Consider the following 16,445-nt stretch of genomic DNA (forward strand, 5'->3'; position numbering starts at 1 on the left):
TGGGTCAAGGATACGGGCGTCTGGAAGGGGGAGGACCAAATCGGGTCGAGAAAGTTCAGGGCGTTGAAATCACTGGGGTTTGTTGGCTGAACGCAGAGCGTAGACGCTCCGCTGGGGACATGCTCTCACGACAAGCCCCCTGCAACCCGACCAGAGCCGTGGTGTGAGTGCGTGTCCCCGGCCGGCGGAGCATCTGTGTCAAATCGGACAGGGTGAAACCTCTCACCCTCCCACCGCTTCGCGGCGGGCCGCTCCCTCTCTCAAAGAGAGAGGGCGCAGGAGGCGCCAATCAATCAGGCGCTCGTTTCGGCCGCCCGCGCGCCATCGGTCAGGTCATGGCTTCTGATCAAGTAAGTAAGAATTTGCTTCCCACCTGAAGCCAAGGCCCCGCGGTTGCAATCTTCGCGGCGCGTGCGAGGCGTCGCGCCGGCTGTCGTCAGTCGTCGGGACGGCTGGGATATCGAGGATATTTGAACTGTCCGTGGGCGGCCAAGGTGTCATCTAAGGTTTGCCGTGAAAAGTTCAACGCGATCCGGCGTCCCGACAAAAGCAATAATCCGAAAACTTAATCCGATTACAGCGGTAACTAGACTGTATTGGGCGGTTTTAATTGCCGCATCTCGATTGCGAAATGCCGAAAACTTCGACATCGTCCTGTCATCGAGCGTGCCTAGGCTGGATCAAGATCGCGGCCTTGCTGAAAGCGCCTAGAACACTCGGCCCGACCAAATCTCAAGCTCAGCAGCGACCGCCCAAAACAAGACGCGCCACAAGACCCCCATCGGAGGAAACGCATGACCACCCTGACCGTGGGCGATCTCGCCCTGATCGGCTACAGCGCCGACACCGCCGGCAAGTCGTTCTCGTTCGTCCTGCTGCAGGCGGTCGACGCGGGCACGGTGATCAGCTTCACCGACGACGGCTGGCTGGCGGCGGGCGGGTTCCGAACTGGGGAAGGCGTCTTCACCTACACCGCCCCGGCCGGCGGCGCGGCGGCGGGCACGGTGATCACGGTCACGGGCCTGACCGGCTCGCTCAATCCGTCCACCTCGGGCGACCAGATTATCGCCTTCCAGGGCCCGCTGAGCGCGGCCGCGACGCCGCTGTTCGCCCTGGACTTCGCCGACGGCAACGCGACCTACGCGGCCGACGCCAGCAACTCCAACACCTCGGCCGTTCCGACCGGCCTGGCCACCGGCAGCACCGCCCTGGCCTTCGGAACCGACAACGGCGCCTATGTCGGCACGACCACGGGCAGCAAGGCCCAGATCCTGTCGGCCATCGCCAATGCGGCCAACTGGTCGCTCGATGACGCCAATCCCGTGGCCTACAAGACCGCGTTCACGGTCACCGACGGCGGCGTGCCCAGCGCCAACGTCTCGATCAGCGACGTCACCCTGACCGAGGGCGACGCCGGAACCCAGGTGATGACCTTCACGGTCACCCGCACCAACACCACCGGCGCCTTCACGGTCGACTACGCCACCGCCGACGGCTCGGCCCACGCCGGCGACGACTATGCCGAGGCCCACGGGACCCTGACCTTCACGGCCGGCGGCTCGGCCAGCCAGACGATCTCGGTGACCGTCAACGGCGACGCGACGCCCGAGCCGAACGAGGCCTTCGCGGTCAATCTCTCCAACCTGGTGGTCGCCAGCGGCGCGGCCGCCCTGATCGACGCGGTCGGACAGGGGACGATCGTCAACGACGACTTCGCCCCCGTGGCGATCTACGACATCCAGGGCGCGGGCCACGTCTCGGCCTATGACGGCCAGACGGTCTCGACCCAGGGCGTGGTGACGGCCATCGACACCACCGGCTCGCGCGGCTTCTGGATCCAGGACGCGACGGGCGACGGCGACGACGCCACGTCCGACGCCGTGTTCGTGTTCACCAACGCCATCCCCACCGTCCATGTCGGCGACCTGGTGCAGGTGACCGGCACGGTCGACGAATATAACGGCGGCGTCGCCACCAACCTGTCGATCACCGAGATCACCGCCCCGACCATCAGCGTGATCGGCACGGGAACGATCACCGCCACCGTGCTGGGCGCGGGCGGCCGGTCCATCCCGACCACGGTGATCGACGACGACCACCTGACCAGCTTCGACCCGGCCACCGACGGCGTCGACTTCTACGAGTCGGTCGAGGGCATGGTGGTCACCCTCCACGACGCCCAGTCCGTGGGTTCGACCTCTCAGGGCCAGACCTGGGTGGTGGCCGACAATGGCGCGGACGCCTCGGGGCTCAACAGCCGGGGCGGGGTCACCGTGTCGGACGGCGACAACAACCCCGAGCGGATCCTGGTTTATGCCGACAGCGGCGTGAACCCGGGCTTCTCGGCCGGCTACGTGCTGGGCGACCACCTGGGCGACGTGACCGGCGTGGTCAGCTATTTCGGCGGCGAGTACGAGGTGCTGGCGACCTCGGTCCAGAACACCACCAGCGGCGGGACCCTGCCGCTGGAGACCACCAGCCTGGCCGGCGACGCCAGCCACCTGGCGATCGGGGCCTATAATCTCGAAAACATCTCGCCGGTCGACCCGGACGCCAAGTTCGCGGCCCTGGCCGCCGACATCGCCCATAATCTGGGCGCGCCCGACATCCTGGGCGTCGAGGAGATCCAGGACGCCGACGGGGCCGGCAACGGCACGAACTACAGCGGCGCGGCGACCCTGAACAAGCTGGTGGCGGCCATAGAGGCGGCCGGCGGCCCCCACTACAGCTGGGTCGAAATCGCCCCGACCGCCAACAATTCCACCGGCGGCGAGAGCAACGGCAACATCCGCAACGCCTTCCTCTATCGCGAGGACCGGGTGGACTATGTCGAGGGCTCGGCCCGACTGATCCAGGACGCCACCGGTTCGACCGACGCCTTCCACAACAGCCGCAATCCGCTGGCCGCCGAGTTCGTCTTCCACGGCGAGACGGTCACGGCCATCGACGTTCACAACTATTCGCGCGGCGGCAGCGACCCGCTGTTCGGCGCCAACCAGCCGGCGAGCAACAACGGCGATGATCGTCGCGCCGACCAGAGCACGGCCGTCCACGACTATGTCACCACTCTGCTGGCGGCCGATCCGGACGCCCACATCACGGTGATGGGCGATTTCAACGCCTATTATTACGAGCAGAGCCTGACCCTGCTCGAGGCCAATGGCGATCTCTACAACCTGGCCCGGACCCTGAGCGCCGAGGAGCGCTACTCGTACATCTTCGAGGGCAACGCCCAGCAGATCGACAACCTGCTGGTCTCGCAAAGCCTCAAGGACGGCGCGGTGTTCGACAACATCCACCTCAACACCGGCCAGGCGGCCATCGACCAACCCACCGACCACGACGCGATCCTGGCGCTGCTGTCGATCAACACCGCGCCGGTCGCCACCCTGGACGGGACCTTCACGGTGTCCGAGGACGCCGTCCTGACGGTCGACGCCGCCCACGGCGTGCTGGCCAACGACAACGACGCCAACAGCGACGCCCTCACGGCCGTGCTCGGCCAGGGCCCGACCTACGGCACGCTGGTGCTGAACGCCGACGGCTCGTTCGTCTACACGGCCAACGCCAACTACAACGGCGCCGACGCCTTCACCTACACGGCGCATGACGCCTATGGCGGGGTGTCGGGCGTGGTCACCGTCCAGCTGGGCGTCGAGGCGGTCAACGACGCGCCGACGGGCGCGGCCGACGCGGCCTCGGTCGCCGAGGACGCCTCGATCCTGGTCAATGTCCTGGCCAACGACCACGACGTCGACCTGGACGGCCTGAGCATCGCGGCCCTGTCGGGGACCAAGTCGGCCCTGGGCGCCTCGATCAGCATCGAGAACGGCCAGGTGCGTTACGCGGCCGACGCCGACGGCTTCGACCAGCTGGCCGCCGGCCACTCGGTGGTCGACAGCTTCACCTACACCGCCACCGACGGCCACGGCGGCTTCACCGCCCCGATCACGGTCAGCATCACGGTGGGCGAGGCCGGCGACAACCGCACGCTGTCAGGCAACCTGGTCAAGGCCAACAGCTTCACCGACGTCGGCGAGTACGACACCACCTATACCGGCGGCCTGCTGAGCGACGTGATCAACGGCGGCGGCGGGTCGGACCACCTGTTCGGCGGCAACGGCAAGGACACGCTGAACGGCGGGACCGGTCGCGACACCCTGGAAGGCGGGACCGGCGCCGACCTGCTGACCGGCGGAGCGGGGGCCGACGACTTCGTGTTCGGCCTGGGCTCGGGAACCGACCACATCACCGACTTCAACCCCGGCGAGGACCACATCATCACCCCGCTGCGCGATCAGCTGGGCGACTTCGTGGGCGGCCTGGGCCTGGGCAAGCTGGGCGATCTGGTCGACCGCCTGCTGGCGCCCAGCTTCAAGGACGTCGACACCAACGGCGACCATCACGCCGACGCGGTGTCGATCAACGCCGTCGGCATGGGCACGGTCGTCCTCGACAACTGGACGATCGCGACCCTGACCGCGCAGGGCTATCTGGATCCGCAGCACCACGTGGTCGGCGACTGGCTGCTGTAGGGGCGGATCAGTTCAAGATCCTCCCCCTGTGGGGGAGGGCCGCCTTCGTCAGTGCAGCGTTCCGGTCGGGGCGTCGGCCTCGACGGCGACCGTCGCCAGGACGGCGCGGCGGTCGTCCAGGACCTCGACCAGCAGGGTCCCGTCCTGGGCGAATTCGTCGGCGTTGTCGCGCAGCCACTCGCCGGCGATCCGCGCCGCCTCGATCTTGGCGGCGTCGAGATCGTCGAACACCTCGCCTTCGTCGTCGGTCAGCACATGACCGTCGCTGAGCTGGAAGAAATAGCGCATCAGGCCTTGCCGCGGCGCGACTTGAGGGCCTGTTCGACGGCGTCGGCCGAGACGCCGACCTCGGTCACCGCGTCGCGCAGCTGGTCGGGGGTGACGCCGAACTTCCGGGTCCAGTAGGACACTTCATGGGGCTCGTTGACGTTGACCCGAGCCCGATCCTGGGGTCCGCGATCTTGCAGGTTGTCGGCCATGGAATCCTCCTTTGACCAAGGGAATCCCCATGGCGGGCCGACGGTTCCCGCTTTTCGGCGCCTACTTCGCCGCCTCGCGCCGCGCCGCTTCCCGCTCGGCGCGTTCCTTCAGCTCCTCGTCGAGGCTGGCGGTGTCCCAGGCGCCGGCGGCGTCGCCGGGGCGCAGGCGCGCCAGGTCGGCGGTCAGCAGCTTGTCCATGGTCTGGGCCGCGTCGCGCGAGGCCAGGATATAGGCCTCCTCCTGGCCCCAGACCGGACGCAGGTCCTCGAACGACTTGCGGTCGTGGCGGCGGAAGATCGCGCCGGCGCGGTGGGCGCGATGGGCGCGGTAGCCCAGCTTCTGCAGAGCGGTGGTCCCCAGGGCCAGGGCGCCCTCGAAGGTCTCGCGCTCGACCGCGTCGGCGCCGTTGGCCAGCAGGTCGTAGGCGTGGCGGCGGTCCCAGGCCCGGGCCAGGATCACCAGGTCGGGGAAGGCCTTGCGGGCGGTCTCGACCAGCTCGACGGTCTTTTCGCGGTCGTCCAGGGCGACGATCAGCATCCGGGCCCGCTCGATGCCGGCGGCGCGCAGCAGGTCCATCCGCGTGGCGTCGCCATAGTGCACCCGACGGCCGAAGCGGCGCAGCAGGTCGATCTGCTCGATGTCGCTGTCCAGCACCGTCGAGCGGAAGCCATTGGCGGTCAGCAGGCGGCCGGTGATCTGACCGAAGCGCCCGAAGCCGGCGATGATGATGTCCGGCTCCCCGTCCTCGAACGCCCCGGTGTCGGGGACCACCTTGGGAATGGCCGCGTCGAACATCTGGGCGATGCGCTCGTAGAGGATCATCGCCACCGGGGTCAGAGCCATCGAGACGGCGACGGCGGCGGTCAGCAGGGCCGCCAGGGGCGCGCCGATCACGCCGGCCCCGACCGTGAAGGTCAGCAGCACGAAGGCGAACTCCCCGCCCTGGGCCAGGGCGGTGGCGACGGCCGCCGCGCCCCGAACCGGGGCCTTGAACAACAGCGCCAGGCCGAACATCACCAGGAACTTCAGCACCATCAGCCCCAGCACCAGGCCGATCAGGGTCAGGGGCTGGCCGGCCACCAGGCGCAGGTCGATGCCGGCCCCGACGGTGATGAAGAACAGGCCCAGCAGCAGGCCGCGGAACGGCTCGATGTCGGTCTCCAGCTCGCGGCGGAACTCGCTCTCGGCCAGCACCACGCCGGCCAGGAAGGCGCCGAGGGCGGGCGACAGGCCGACGGTCTGCATGATGCTGGCCACGCCCACCACGATCAGCAGGGCCGCGGCGGTGAAGATCTCGCGCAGGCGGGCCTCGGCGATGAAGCGGAAGATCGGCCGCACCAGATAGCGGCCGCCGCCGACCACGGCGCCCACGGCCACCAGCACCGACAGGCCCTGGGCCCAGGGCGGCAGGTGGGCGACCAGGCTGACGCCGCCGTGGCCTTCGGCCGCGCCCGCATGGACCGGCGGGGCGATGGTCGCCAGGGTCGGCAGCAAGGCGAACATCGGGATGACCGCCAGGTCCTGCAGCAGCAGGATCCCGAAGGCGGCGCGTCCGACCGGGCCTTGCCTCAGGCCCTTCTCGTCCAGGGTCTGCAGCACGATGGCGGTGGAGGACATGGCCAGCACCATCCCGACGGCCAGGGCCGTCTGCCAGGGCAGGCCCAGCAGCATCGAGACGCCGGCGATGGCCAGCGAGGTGCCGACGACCTGGGCGCCGCCGAAGCCGAAGATCGCCTTGCGCATGTCCCACAGGGTCGAGGGTTGGACCTCCAGCCCGATCAGGAACAGCAGGATGACCACGCCGAACTCGGCGAACTTCATGATGTCGGTCTGCTCGCCGACCAGGGACAGGGCGAACGGCCCGATCACCACCCCGGCGATCAGGTAGCCGAGCACCGAGCCCAGGCCCAGCCGCTTGGCGATCGGCACGGAGATGACGGCGGCGCCGAGATAGACCAGGGCTTGCAGGAGGAACGGCATGGATCAGGCCCCCAGTTCGAGGTCGGCGGGGGCGGTCAGCAGCGAGCCGACGCGGGCGCGATAACGCTGGGCCTCGGCCTTGAGCTCCTCGTCGTCCTTGACCGCCGCGCCGTGCACCACGAAAGGCGTCTCCCAGACCATGCCGCACAGATAGGCGGTCTGCTCCAGCGGGCGCAGATATTCGTCCAGGGTGAAACGGTTGTAGCCGTGGGCGTGATAGGCCTTGGCCGCCCCGCCGGTGGTGCAGCCGGCGAACAGGCGCTTGCCGGCCAGGGCGTTGCCGTCCAGGCCGTAGGCGAAGCCGTGCAGCCAGACCAGGTCGAACCACTCCTTCAGCAAGGCCGGGGTCGAGTACCAGTAGAGCGGGAACTGCACGGCGATCACGTCGTGCGACAGCAGCTTCTCCTGCTCGGCCTCGACGTCGATCGCGAAGTCCGGATAGGTCTCGTAGAGGTCGTTGAAGGTGACGCCTTCCAGCCCCTTGACCGCCTTGGCCAGGGCGCGATTGGCGCGGGAGCGTTCAAGCGCCGGATGCGCCAGGGTCAACAGCACCCCCGAGGTGGCGGGCGTCACGAGCCCGGTGCTAGTTTCCCCAGGGTTAGCCTGATCCGTCACGCCGAAACTCCACGCATCGAAATTTTATTCATCAAGGGTTGAATTTCTCCGTCCGTCGGCTCAGAGCAATCGGCGAACGTCGCTCCGGGAGGAACCATGGTCGACAAGGTGAAGTCCACAGCCGCCGAAGCGCTGGCGGGTCTTTTATTCGATGGCATGACGATCATGGCCGGCGGCTTCGGCCTGTGCGGCATTCCCGAGAACCTGATCGCGGCGATCCGCGAAACGGGCGTCAAGGACCTCACGGTGGTCTCCAACAATTGCGGCGTCGACGGCTTCGGCCTGGGGATCCTGCTGGAGAACCGCCAGATCAAGAAGATGGTCTCGTCCTATGTGGGTGAGAACAAGCTGTTCGAACAGCTCTACCTCAGCGGCGAGCTGGAGTTGGAGTTCAATCCGCAGGGCACCCTGGCCGAACGCATCCGCGCCGGCGGGGCGGGCATCCCCGCCTTCTTCACGCGCACCGGCTACGGCACCCTGGTGGCCGAGGGCAAGGAAGTCCGTGAGTTCGACGGCGAGATGTACGTGATGGAGCGCGGCCTGACCGCCGACCTGTCGATCGTCAAGGCCTGGAAGGCCGACGCCGAGGGCAACCTCGTCTACCGAAAGACCGCCCGCAACTTCAATCCGATGATGGCCACGGCCGGCAGGGCCACCGTCGTCGAGGTCGAGGAGATCGTGGCGATCGGCGCGCTGGACAAGGACGGCATCCATACGCCCGGCATCTATGTCGACCGCCTGATCAAGGGCGCGACGTTCGAGAAGCGCATCGAGCGCGTCACCACCCGTCCTCGTGAAGAAAAAACTGGGGAGACCGTCTGATGGCCTGGACGCGTGACCAGATGGCCGAACGGGCGGCCCGGGAGCTGCGGGACGGCTTCTATGTGAACCTGGGCATCGGCATTCCGACGCTGGTGGCCAACTACATCCCCGAGGGCATGTCCGTGACGCTGCAGAGCGAGAACGGCATGCTGGGCATGGGCCCCTTCCCTTACGAGGGCGAGGAGGACGCCGACCTGATCAACGCCGGCAAGCAGACGATCACCGAGCTGGAATCGAGCTCGTACTTCTCGTCGGCCGACAGCTTCGCGATGATCCGCGGCGGCCACATCGCCCTGTCGATCCTGGGCGGCATGCAGGTGTCCGAGAACGGCGACCTGGCCAACTGGATGGTGCCCGGCAAAATGGTCAAGGGCATGGGCGGGGCCATGGACCTGGTGGCCGGCGTCAAGCGTGTGGTGGTGGTCATGGACCACTGCGAGAAATCCGGCGCGCCCAAGCTGCTGCACCGCTGCTCGCTGCCCCTGACCGGGGCGGGCGTGGTCGACCTGCTGATCACCGAACTGGGCGTGTTCGAGATCAATCGCGGCAAGACGCCGGTCAAGCTGATCGAGCTGGCGTCGGGCGTGACCGTGGACGAGGTCAAGACCAAGACCGAGGCGGATTTCGAGGTCGCGGTCTAAGCCCCTCCCCCTGTGGGGGAGGTGTCGGCGCAGCCGACGGAGGGGGGCGTGATCGGCCGGTGGCCGGATCCAGGATCTTCGATCCTAAAACTCCCCCCACCGGCCTTCGGCCGCCTCCCCCAGAGGGGGAGGGGCCAGCTCTAAGGCGTCGGCTCCGGATCCGGCGGCAGGCCCGTCACCGGATCGCGCGGCACGGGCGCGAAGCCCTGGGCGATGAACAGGTCGGTGCGGCGCGAGCGCTTCTTGTCCAGGCGTACGCGGACGATCTGCAGATCGGAGGTCGCCTTGAAGTCCTGGCGGATCTTGGCGCGGTAGGTTCCCTCGAGGCTGGCGATCAGCACGCGACGGCCCAGGGCCGCGTCCAGCGGCGCCTCGGCCTCGGCCTGGTTGCGGGGGGCGATCTCGTGCACCCACATCTTGAGCGGCGGGGCGGCCGGCGTGCCGAAATAGCCGCGGCCGTAATAGGCCGCGACATTGTAGAGGAAGCGGTCGTCGACGGCGACGGCGGTCACGCCGCCGTGCAGGGCTTGCTCCTCGCGCGTCCGGGCGATGATCGCCTGCACCGTCTGGTCCCAGCCGCGGGCCCGCTTGAAGCTGTTGGCCATGCCCATGGCCTCGGCCGTGCGCGGATCGATCACCCAGGTCAGGAACAGCGCCGCCAGCACCGCCTGCAGCGCCAGGCCGCCGATCAGCCAGCGGCGGGCGTCCCAGCGCAGCAGCCAGGCGGCGACCAGCACCGAGCCGGCGACATAGGCCGCGCCCGCCCAGTTGGAGTTGGCCCGCGAGACGAAGGCCTGGGCCGCCACGGTGAGCAGCGGGGGCAGGGCGAAGCACAGCAGCATGATGTCGGCGGCCGCCAGCCGCTTGCGGACCGACAGCAGCAGGGCGCCGCCGCCCAGCACGCCGAACGGCACGGGGCCGAACACCCCGAACTGCGAGCCGACGAACTGGACCAGCTCCATCGGGTTGAACAGATCGCCGGTCTTCCAGTTGGCGTTGGCCGCCGTGTGCTCCACCGTCGAGAAATGGTGCCGGTAGTTCCACAACAGGTTCGGGGTGAACACGGCGAACAGGGCCGCGAAGAAGACCACCGCCATGGCCGGCGTCCAGGCGCGCCGGGCCTCGCGCGACAGGAACAGATGGGCGGCCAGGCCGGCCAGGGCGTAGATCGCCGCGTACTTGCTCAGGAACGCCATGCCCAGGGCCGCGCCCATGCCGACGGCGACCCAGATCCGGGCGCGCTTCGAGGCGTCGGGCAGGGCCACGCAGGCCCAAATCATCAAGGCCAGGAAGAACAATAGCGGCGTGTCGGTGGTGATCAGCACCGACGACAGCTGGACGCCCGGCATCAGGATGAAGATCGCCGCGGCGGCCAGTCCGACCCATGAGCCGCCCTTTTCGCCGCCATAGAGCCGGGTGGCGATGCGCGAAATCACCAGGGCGGTTCCGGCGTTGAGCAGCGGCGAACCGATGCGCAGCCAGGCCTCGGCGTCGCCGCCGATTCGCGTGGTCGCCCAGATCAACCAGGCGATGACCGGAGGCTTGGAAAAATACCCGAAATCGAGGTGGCGCGACCACAGCCAGTACTGGGCTTCGTCCGGGTACAACTCCAGGGGGGTCGCGAACAGCGCAACGACCCGCAGAACCGTCAGAACCCCGACCAAGACCAGGGTGAGCCGCCAAATTCGCAGCTGGGCCGCCCGCGCCGTTTCATCAAGGGCCACGCTGATTTCTCCCGCATAAGTAAGAGGACGCTGACTAAATCTTCCGCACGCGGGGCCCTCGAAGCGCGTTTATCCGCGATCGTGGCCTTTCCGTCACCAAACCTTCTAAATACGTCGCTAAAGAGCCTCTTAATGACGTGGTCCGGCGGGCTTCATGCACCCCGTCGCGGCCTCAACGAGGGGATAGATCAAGATGATGACGAAAAAGATCGCCTGTCTGGCGTCGACCGCCCTGGTCGGGTGCCTGCTCAGCGCCACCGCCGCCATGGCCCAGTCGACCGGCACGGAAGCCGTCGAACAGGTCGTGGTCACCGCTTCGTCCGTGAAGAACCAGAACGGCGCGATCGTTCAGCAAGTGGTTCCGAAGTCGCGTTCGACCATCACCCAGGAATTCATCGCCCGCCAGGTGCCCGGCCAGACGATTCTGGACTCGCTGAACCTGATGCCCGGCGTGAACTTCACCAACAACGACGCCTACGGCTCGGCCGGCGGCGACATCACCATCCGCGGCGTCGACTCGCAACGCATCGCCCTGCTGCAGGACGGCGTTCCGCTGAACGACAGCGGCAACTACGCCATCTATCCGAACCAGCAGATGGACTCGGAACTGATCTCCAAGGTCGAGGTCAACACCGGCACCACCGACGTTGACAGCCCGACGGCCGCGGCCGCCGGCGGCACCATCAACTACACGACCCGCAAGCCCACCGACGAGTTCGGCGGCGTGTTCGAAGCCCAGGCCGGCGACGGCAACTTCCGCCGCTTCTTCGGCGTGATCGACACCGGCAAGGTCGGCCCGTTCGGCACCAGCGCCTGGTTCAGCTACGCCGACGCGATCAACGACGTGTTCAACGGCCCGGGCAAGATCCACAAGAAGCAGATCAACGCGCGGATCTATCAGCCGATCGGCGACAACGGCGACTTCGTCAGCCTGATCGCCAACTACAACGAAAACCGCAACAACTTCATCAACCGCATGACCCTGGCCCAGTTCAATGCCGGCACGGGCATCGGCTACAGCCGCGCCACCTGCGCGCGTCCGACCCCGGTCGCCGGCACCGCCCAGATCGATGTCAACGCGGGCTCCTGCTACAAGTACAACATCAACCCGTCGAACACGGGCAACATCCGCGGCCAGTCGCTGTTCCACATCGGCGATAACTTCATCCTGACCGTCGACCCCTCGTTCCAGTACGTGCTGGCCAACGGCGGCGGTCGCGCCCTGTTCAAGGAAGACGGCACCGGCTCGGGCAACGGCATCATCCGGGGCAGCGCGCTGACCGGCGGCAAGGACCTGAACGGCGACGGCGACACCATCGACAGCGTCCTGCTGTACTCGCCCAACACCACCAACACCCGTCGTTACGGCGTGACCTCGTCGCTGATCTGGAAGTTCTCGGACAGCCAGAGCTTCCGCGCCGCCTACACCTACGACGAAGCCCACCACCGCCAAACCGGCGAATATACGACGTTCAGCGCCGACACGACGCCGAACGACGTGTTCGGCGGCAAGGACGGCTACGGCCAGTCGATCAAGCTCTCGGACGGCAGCATCCTGCGCAAGCGCGACCGCGTCTCGGTCGCCACCCTGAACCAGATCTCGGTCGAGTACCGCGGCAAGTTCATGGACGACAAGGTCCTGCTGAACGCCGGCGTGCGCGCCCCGTTCTTCAAGCGCGAGCTGCATAACTTCTGCTATCAGGCCGACACCTTCACGGCCTACTGCACCAACCAGACCCCGACCGCGGTGGCGGGCAGCAACGACGGCAACGGCCAGACCCTGGTCACCCTGCCGGGCCAAGGCGCGACTCAGTACGGCCGTCCTCGCGAGTTCACCCGCAAGTACGACAAGCTGCTGCCGAGCGTCGCCGCCAGCTACGTCCTGGCCGACTACCAGTCGGTCTATGTCAGCTACGCCAAGACCCTGTCGGCGCCCCGCACCGACGACCTGTACGACAAGAAGCTGACGGATCCGGGTCCGGAACTGACCGACTCGTATGACATCGGCTACCGCTACCAGTCGCCGACCATCCTGCTGTCGGCCGCCGTCTGGTACACCGACTTCAGCAACCGCATCGAGCGCGCCTTCAACGAGCAGGACAACATCGCCTTCTCGATCAACGTCGGCGACGTGAAGAAGAAGGGCTTTGACGCCGCGTTCGGCTTCAAGCCGGAAGAGTACCTCAGCTTCTACGCCTCGTACTCGTACCAGGACTCGGAACTGCAAGAGAACATCCCGGGCACGACCCTGGGTTCGGTGCTGCCGACCAAGGGCAAGGAGCTGTATGAGGCGCCGAAGCACCAAGGCGCCGTGCGCGTCGACTGGGACATCACCGAAGCGTTCAGCGTCGGCGTCCAAGCCAAGTACGTCGGCGAGCGTTGGACCAACCTGACCAATACCGAAAAGGCGCCGAGCTACGCGCTGCTCGACCTGGACGCCCGCTACATGCTGACCAACTACCTCGAAGGTCTCGGCATGAAGAACACCTACGTCCAGATCAACGTGAAGAACCTGTCCAACGAGAAGTATCTCGGCGACCTCGCCGTGAACCCCTCGGGCACGGGCCTGGGCCAACCGGGCTACCCGCGCACGGCCAGCATCACCCTGCACGCCGCCTTCTAAGACCGGCGCACAGCGGACGAGAGAATGGGGGCGGTCCGGAAACGGACCGCCCTTTTTCCTTTGTCGCCCCGGTTTGCTAGAAGGTGGTCTTTGCTAGAAGAGCGGCTTGACCCCAGGGCCATCCCGACCCATTTGCGCCTCCCGTTTCGATCCAGGTTTCGTTCATGACCCCGACCGTCCCCGCCGAGTGGGCTCCGCACCGCGCCATGTGGGTGGGTTTCCCCAGCCACGCCGAGCTCTGGCAGGAAGATCTCGACCAGGCCCAGGACGAGGTCGCCGCCCTGGCGCGCGCCCTGGCTGGTCCCGGCGGCGAGCGCGTGCGGCTGATGGTGGTCGGCGACGAGGCCGAGGCCGCCGCCCGCGCCCGGCTTTCCGACACGACGGTCGAGATCGTCCGCGGCCAGTTCGGCGACATCTGGCTGCGCGACACGGGGCCGATCTTCACGCAGACCGCCAGCGGCGCGGTCGCGGCCGGCTTCCGGTTCAACGGCTGGGGCGGCAAGTACCAGCTGGAGGGCGACGACATCGTCGCCGAGCAGATCGCGGCCGCCAGCGGCGCGCCCCTGACCCGCAACGCCTTCGTCCTGGAGGGCGGGGCCCTGGACCACGACGGCACGGGCACGATCCTGACCACCCGCCAGTGCCTGCTGAACGCCAACCGCAACGGCGACTGGGACGAGGCCAAGGCCGCCGCCGCCCTGGCCTCGGCGCTCGGCGCCAAGAAGGTGCTGTGGCTGGGCGACGGCCTGCTGAACGACCACACCGACGGCCATGTCGACAACCTGGCCCGCTTCGTCGCGCCGGGCGTGGTGGCCTGTCCGATGGCCTTCGGGACCGACGATCCGAACGCCCAGGTCTATGCCGAGACCGCCCGCGCCCTGGCCGGCATGACCGACAGCCGCGGCTCGCCCCTGCAGGTGGTGCGCATCCCCTCGCCGGGCCGCATCGAGGACGAGGACGGCGAGATCATCCCGGCCTCGCACATGAACTTCCTGATCGCCAACGAGGCGGTGATCGTGCCGATCTACGCCGAGGAGTCGGGCGCCTTCGCCGTCGAGGTGATCAGCGGCCTGTTCCCCGAGCGCGAGGTGATCGGCCTGCCCTCGACCGCCATCCTGACCGGCGGCGGCTCGTTCCACTGCATCAGCCAGCAAGAACCGGAGGTCTGAGCATGACCCGCACCCTCAGCGTCGCGGCCATCCAGACCTCGTACGGGATGGACCTGCAGGCCAACATCAAGAAGACCGAAGGCTTCATCCGCGAGGCCGCCGCCAAGGGCGCCCAGGTGATCCTGCCGTCCGAGCTGTTCCAGGGGCCCTATTTCTGCGTGGCCCAGGAGGAGCGGTGGTTCGCGCAGGCCCATCCGTGGCGCGAGCACCCGGTGGTCAAGGCCATCGCCCCCCTGGCCGGCGAGCTGGGCGTGGTCATCCCGATCTCGATCTTCGAGAAGGAAGGCCCGCACTATTTCAATAGCCTGGTGATGGCCGACGCCGACGGAAGCCTGCTGGGCCTCTATCGCAAGAGCCACATCCCCGACGGCCCCGGCTACATGGAGAAGTACTACTTCCGGCCGGGCGACACGGGCTTCAAGGTCTGGGACACGCGCTTCGGCCGCCTGGGCGTCGGCATCTGCTGGGACCAGTGGTACCCCGAGGCCGCCCGCGCCATGGCGCTGATGGGCGCCGAGTGCCTGTTCTATCCGACCGCCATCGGCAGCGAGCCGCACGACCCCAGCCTGGACACCGCCCTGCCGTGGCGGCGGGCCATGCAGGGCCACGCGGTCAGCAACGTGATCCCGGTGGTCGGCGCCAACCGCATCGGCTTCGAGCCGTGGGACGGCTATCCGAACGGCGGCCAGACCTTCTACGGTTCGTCCTTCATCGCCGACCATCGCGGCGACCTGGTCAGCGAACTGGGCCGGGCCGACGAGGGGATCGTGGCCTCGACCTTCGACCTGGACTTCCTGCAGACTCACCGCGCGGCCTGGGGCTTCTTCCGGGACCGCCGGCCGGAGCTTTACGGCGCGCTGGCGACGGGACGGCCGGCCTAAACTCACCCTCTCCCCATGGGAGAGGGTTGGCAGGGCGTTAGCCTGCAGGGCACCCCACGGGCGCCCCGGTCGCCCGCGACGCCGCCACCTCCGCCCGGGCCTTCTCCAGATCCGCCGTGAACGCCCGATCCTGGTGCAGCCGCGAGACCATGGCCGAGCCCAGATACCGCCCCGCCTCGATGTCGCTCTGATAGTGCACGCCGCAGATGATCCGGCTGTCGCCGAACTCGCGGCCGCGCGCCAGGACGGCGCTGGCGTGTTCGGGGGCGACCTCGGAGATCACCAGGGCCCAGGACCAGCCGATCAGGCCGTGGCCGGACGGATAGGAGCCGTCGGTCTCGATCCAGGGTTCGCGCGGCACGCAGATCGGCTTGGTGTTGCCCGCCGCCGGGCGCTTGCGCTGGAAGGCGGCCTTGGCCGGCTGGTACAGGGTCGCGGCGTCATCGGTCATCCGCAGCAGCAGGCGGGTCAGGGTCGGGGTGGCCTGCGGGCTGATGGTCACGCCGGCGGCGCAGGAGAAGCTCTTGAAGCCGTGCGTGCCCGACAGGTCGGCGTCGGCGATGGCCTTGTCCCAGGCCGGCGTGCCCGCCAGGGCGCGGGTGGCCTCGAAGGTCGCCCGGTCGGCCTGGCCGCGCGGCGAGTCCGGCGTCGGCGGCGGACCGACGATCAGGGCCCCGTCCAGGTTCATGCCGGTCTTCAGATAGCCGGCCGGCGGCTTGGACCAGCTGGCCGTGCCGGGGCTGACGGCGTAGGGCGCGGCCATCGAAGGCGGCGGCGAGGCGGAGGCCTTAGAGAACAGGTCCTGGACCGGCGAGCAGCCCATCAGCAGGGCGCCGCCGAGGGCGGCGACGAGCAGCGCGTTACGGGTCATGGGCGGCCTCCGATCGATCATCCCCTCACAGAACGGCGACGGCAAGCCGCGTCAAGCTGGGTTTTGGCGCGAAGCCGCTTGACGAGTCGTAATGTTATTTCATA

At 67.9% G+C, this 16,445-nt stretch carries 12 protein-coding genes; 6 read left to right on the plus strand and 6 right to left on the minus strand.

Annotation, left to right across the window (positions count from 1 at the left end):
- Positions 1 to 794 precede the first annotated feature (794 nt).
- Positions 795 to 4,535 carry an Ig-like domain-containing protein gene (locus ASD38_RS02815; RefSeq protein WP_056457378.1) on the plus strand — a complete coding sequence of 1,247 codons (3,741 nt, stop codon included), beginning with the start codon at positions 795 to 797 and terminating at the stop codon, positions 4,533 to 4,535.
- A gap of 48 nt (positions 4,536 to 4,583) precedes the next feature.
- Here the strand turns inward: ASD38_RS02815 and ASD38_RS02820 are convergent, their stop codons facing one another.
- The 4 genes from ASD38_RS02820 to ASD38_RS02835 form a co-directional block, all read right to left on the minus strand.
- Positions 4,584 to 4,823 carry a DUF6894 family protein gene (locus tag ASD38_RS02820; protein WP_056436189.1) on the minus strand — a complete coding sequence of 80 codons (240 nt, stop codon included), beginning with the start codon at positions 4,821 to 4,823 and terminating at the stop codon, positions 4,584 to 4,586.
- Positions 4,823 to 5,014, minus strand: coding sequence for a DUF3606 domain-containing protein (locus ASD38_RS02825; protein ID WP_056457381.1), 192 nt, complete (start codon positions 5,012 to 5,014; stop codon positions 4,823 to 4,825). Before ASD38_RS02825 ends, ASD38_RS02820 begins: the two co-directional genes overlap by 1 nt.
- Before the next feature lie 61 nt (positions 5,015 to 5,075).
- A complete protein-coding gene (locus ASD38_RS02830) occupies positions 5,076 to 6,995 on the minus strand; it encodes a monovalent cation:proton antiporter-2 (CPA2) family protein (RefSeq protein WP_056436175.1) in 1,920 nt (639 codons plus the stop codon).
- Between the two features lie 3 nt (positions 6,996 to 6,998).
- Positions 6,999 to 7,610 carry an NAD(P)H-dependent oxidoreductase gene (locus ASD38_RS02835; protein ID WP_056457384.1) on the minus strand — a complete coding sequence of 204 codons (612 nt, stop codon included), beginning with the start codon at positions 7,608 to 7,610 and terminating at the stop codon, positions 6,999 to 7,001.
- A 96-nt stretch (positions 7,611 to 7,706) separates the two neighbouring features.
- Between ASD38_RS02835 and ASD38_RS02840 the strand changes: the two genes are divergently transcribed.
- Both ASD38_RS02840 and ASD38_RS02845 read left to right on the plus strand, forming a co-directional pair.
- A complete protein-coding gene (locus tag ASD38_RS02840; RefSeq protein WP_056436159.1) occupies positions 7,707 to 8,432 on the plus strand; it encodes a CoA transferase subunit A in 726 nt (241 codons plus the stop codon).
- Positions 8,432 to 9,073 carry a 3-oxoacid CoA-transferase subunit B gene (locus tag ASD38_RS02845; RefSeq protein ID WP_056436157.1) on the plus strand — a complete coding sequence of 214 codons (642 nt, stop codon included), beginning with the start codon at positions 8,432 to 8,434 and terminating at the stop codon, positions 9,071 to 9,073. The genes ASD38_RS02840 and ASD38_RS02845 overlap by 1 nt, the downstream gene beginning before the upstream one ends.
- Before the next feature lie 140 nt (positions 9,074 to 9,213).
- On the opposite strand, the gene ASD38_RS02850 is transcribed toward ASD38_RS02845, so the two are convergent.
- The gene (locus ASD38_RS02850; protein ID WP_056457386.1) at positions 9,214 to 10,797 is read right to left on the minus strand and encodes an ArnT family glycosyltransferase; all 1,584 of its coding nucleotides are present in this window, start codon (positions 10,795 to 10,797) and stop codon (positions 9,214 to 9,216) included.
- A gap of 196 nt (positions 10,798 to 10,993) precedes the next feature.
- On the opposite strand from ASD38_RS02850, the gene ASD38_RS02855 reads away from it, so the two are divergent.
- From ASD38_RS02855 to aguB, 3 genes are all read left to right on the plus strand, one after another.
- Positions 10,994 to 13,420 (plus strand): TonB-dependent receptor, encoded by a 2,427-nt coding sequence (locus ASD38_RS02855; protein ID WP_156390577.1) that lies wholly within the window; start codon positions 10,994 to 10,996, stop codon positions 13,418 to 13,420.
- 164 nt (positions 13,421 to 13,584) lie between these two features.
- A complete protein-coding gene (locus ASD38_RS02860; RefSeq protein ID WP_056457389.1) occupies positions 13,585 to 14,589 on the plus strand; it encodes an agmatine deiminase family protein in 1,005 nt (334 codons plus the stop codon).
- 2 nt (positions 14,590 to 14,591) lie between these two features.
- Entirely contained in the window at positions 14,592 to 15,470 is an 879-nt protein-coding gene (gene aguB / locus ASD38_RS02865; RefSeq protein WP_056457391.1) for an N-carbamoylputrescine amidase, read from the plus strand.
- 37 nt (positions 15,471 to 15,507) lie between these two features.
- On the opposite strand, the gene ASD38_RS02870 is transcribed toward aguB, so the two are convergent.
- Positions 15,508 to 16,341 (minus strand): acid phosphatase, encoded by an 834-nt coding sequence (locus ASD38_RS02870; RefSeq protein WP_082560649.1) that lies wholly within the window; start codon positions 16,339 to 16,341, stop codon positions 15,508 to 15,510.
- Between the last annotated feature and the right edge of the window lie 104 nt (positions 16,342 to 16,445).

The organism is Caulobacter sp. Root487D2Y, assembly GCF_001427165.1.
In the GTDB taxonomy this organism is placed as follows: Bacteria; Pseudomonadota; Alphaproteobacteria; order Caulobacterales; family Caulobacteraceae; genus Caulobacter.